We start from the raw sequence: 3127 nt of genomic DNA, 5'->3' as shown, positions 1-3127 counted from the left end.
AGAACCGCCTAAAAAGACTGTGCTTTTGTTGCTGTGTGAAGATGAACAACAAATTATGGGGACCATACAGTCTCGTTGTCAAAAACTTAACTTTCCTCTACTTTCTGAAGAGGATATTGCTACCTTTTTAACCCAAAAAAAAGGACTTGAGCAAAATAATGCCTTAAAAATAGCTCACCGCGCCAATGGTGATGTTAACCGAGCCTTACAGCTAAGTGAAGAAGGGGGTGACGATTCAGATTTTGAGCGCCTCTTTATTGAGTGGGTACGTACCGCTTTTAAGGCTAAAGGAAATAAAAAAGCCATTAACGATTTGTTGAGTTGGAGTGAAAAAATAGCTGGTTTGGGACGTGAAACACAGAAGAAGTTTCTTATATATTGTATTGAAGTGTTTCGCCAAGCTTTACTGAAAAATTACAAAGCAGATGATTTATTGTTTTTTGAAGCAGAAGACCCCAAATTTTCTCTCGAAAAGTTTGCTCCTTTCGTACACCAAAATAACATTTTCGAAATTACCAAAGCATTAGAAGATGCAACTTATCATATTAAACGGAATGGAAATGCCAAAATCATCTTTACAGATTTATCCATCTCCCTAACGCGACTTATTCATAAGAAAGAGCTTGTATAATTATTTTCTATTTTAATTTATCTTTATGATAATTAGGGCTTATTAGTTCTGAATCAAAATTAAAGGGTTTTAAACACGAAAGAGAAAAAACAAGCTAATAAAGCCTATGTTTCATAAAAACACGCTTAAACAGCCTCTATTTTGCTTATTTCGCTTTTTTGAAGCAATATATATGAGAAGAATACTCTTTTGAAGACCAAGCGCGGATATTTGACCATAATCCAATAAAAAAGGCGCGGATAGAAAAAGAATTTTCAGTTTTATATTTTTCTGAAAGCAGACTCACATAAAACGAATCGAAAATCATTGGTTTCGTAGAGGTCAATTTTATTTCTTCAGAAAAAAGTTTAATCATACTCTCCTTTGAAAAATGCCAAAGATGTCTCGGCACATCATAAGCCGCCCAAAACTCTTTGTAAAATTTTGCGTCGAAGGATTTATAATTTGGCACTGCAATTAAAAGCGTCCCTCCAGGTTTTAATAAATTTTCAATTTCCTTAATTGATTCTTGTAAATTAGGAAGGTGTTCTAAAACATGCCAAAGGGTAATGACATCAAATTTTTGATTTGAAAATTCTGTATAGGAATCTTTTAAATTAACCCCTTTTTGTTCTGAAATGGAACGAGCTTTTTCGTTGGGTTCTGCACCATAAATTTTCCAGCCTTTTTCTGAAGCAACTTTTAAAAACTCTCCAGTACCTGCTCCAATATCTAAAACAGATCCTGTCCCTTTATTCAATTTTGTAATAAGTTGCACTTTCTTTTTAAGCGCTCTTTGTTTTACTTTTTGATACAAAAAAGGAAGCAAGCCTTTTTCAGAATCAGTGTGCGAAATGTAGGCATCGCTTTCGTAATAATCAGGAAGATTTTCTGCAGTAGGTTGTGGTGTCGTCACCAACATATTGAATTCTGAATCATATACCAACCGAAAAGATTCCCCCGAAACAAGGAAATCTTTTGTTGTTATATACACTGGCTTTTTGGTGTTTTTCAAATGGAATATTTTTATTTTAATCTATTAGCACACTTCGGCTCCGCTCAGTGTACGATATATCGTTTAGGTTAAAAAGGTTGCTGAGCGGAGCCGAAGCACCGATGTGTTCCACGTGGAACACACACGCTACCGTCCCATATAAACAAGCATTACTGAAATATCATTTGGCGAAACCCCACTTATTCTTGAAGCTTGCGAAACCGTTGCTGGTTGAATTGTTTTAAGCTTTTCCATTGCTTCATAGGATAACGATTTCAATTTTGTGTAATCAAAGTTTTCTGGAATTTTAATCCCTTCTAATCTGTTTAATTTATCTGCATTATTCTTTTCCTTTTCAATATATCCTGCATACTTAATTTGAATTTCCGCTTGTTCTAATACTTCAAAATCTAAATTATTATTTTGAATATACTCTTCAACCTGTTCAATTTTTCGCATATCATTCATATCGATTTCTGGTCTAGAAAACATCTTTACCATCTTATCGCTTTGTTTTACTTCAGCAGAGTTGTTATCCTTCAAAATAGGATTTGCAACTTCATCACTTACACTAGTGGCTTTAAAAAATTGAACGAAATTTTCAGATTGCTCTTTCTTCTCTTCCATTTTACGAAGCCGTTTTTCAGAAGCTAAACCTATTTCATAAGACTTAGGCGTTAATCTAAAATCGGCATTATCTTGTCTAAGCAATGTTCTATATTCAGCACGAGATGTAAACATTCTATACGGCTCTTCTGTGCCTTTAGTAATAAGATCGTCTATTAAAACGCCTATGTATGCTTCATTACGTTTTAAAATAAATGGATCTTTTTCGTAGGTTGTTAGGTGTGCATTAATACCTGCCATCATTCCTTGACAAGCTGCTTCTTCATATCCTGTAGTTCCATTAATTTGCCCAGCGAAAAATAACCCTGAAACCAACTTAGTTTCCATGGTATGTTTTAATTGTGTAGGTGGAAAATAATCATACTCGATTGCATATCCTGGACGGAAAAACTTGACATTTTGGAAACCATCACATTCTCGCAATGCTTTAAATTGAATATCTTCTGGCAAGGAAGTTGAAAATCCGTTTACATAATACTCTACCGTATTCCAACCTTCTGGTTCTACAAACATTTGGTGTCGATCTTTATCGGCAAAGCGATTTATTTTATCTTCGATAGAAGGACAGTATCGAGGCCCTACACTATCAATCGAACCATTAAACATCGGCGAGCGATCAAACCCTTCTCGAAGAATATCATGAACCAACACACTAGTGTGCGACATATAACAATCGCGTTGTTTAGTCAAAGGTTTGGTTTCGTCTGAATAGGAAAATTTTTCAGGAATAGCATCTCCAGGCTGAACAGACATTTTAGAAAAATCTAACGAACGCCCATCAACTCTTGGTGGGGTTCCAGTTTTCATTCTACCAGATTCAAACCCTAAATCGATAAGGTCTTTTGTGATTCCGGTAGCAGCTCTAACGTCACCCGTAAACAGAGACAAAACAAGAA

General features: G+C 35.2%; 2 protein-coding genes and 1 pseudogene. 1 reads left to right on the top strand and 2 read right to left on the bottom strand.

The window, feature by feature from the left end; translation table 11 throughout:
- Positions 1–631: pseudogene (locus tag AACZ92_RS16180) on the top strand (DNA polymerase III subunit delta'); the annotation flags it as partial.
- Between the two features lie 145 nt (positions 632–776).
- On the opposite strand, the gene AACZ92_RS16175 reads toward AACZ92_RS16180, so the two are convergent.
- The gene (locus AACZ92_RS16175; protein ID WP_339703633.1) at positions 777–1625 is read right to left on the bottom strand and encodes a class I SAM-dependent methyltransferase; all 849 of its coding nucleotides are present in this window, start codon (positions 1623–1625) and stop codon (positions 777–779) included.
- A 126-nt stretch (positions 1626–1751) separates the two neighbouring features.
- Positions 1752–3127 (bottom strand): tRNA uridine-5-carboxymethylaminomethyl(34) synthesis enzyme MnmG (mnmG, locus tag AACZ92_RS16170; RefSeq protein WP_339703630.1); only part of this gene is annotated, 1376 nt, incomplete at its 5' end.

It is taken from the genome of uncultured Marixanthomonas sp. (assembly GCF_963974425.1).
Lineage (GTDB): Bacteria > Bacteroidota > Bacteroidia > Flavobacteriales > Flavobacteriaceae > Marixanthomonas.
Note: the sequence above shows the minus strand (reverse complement) of the source record. Positions and strands in the feature narration are given on the sequence as shown.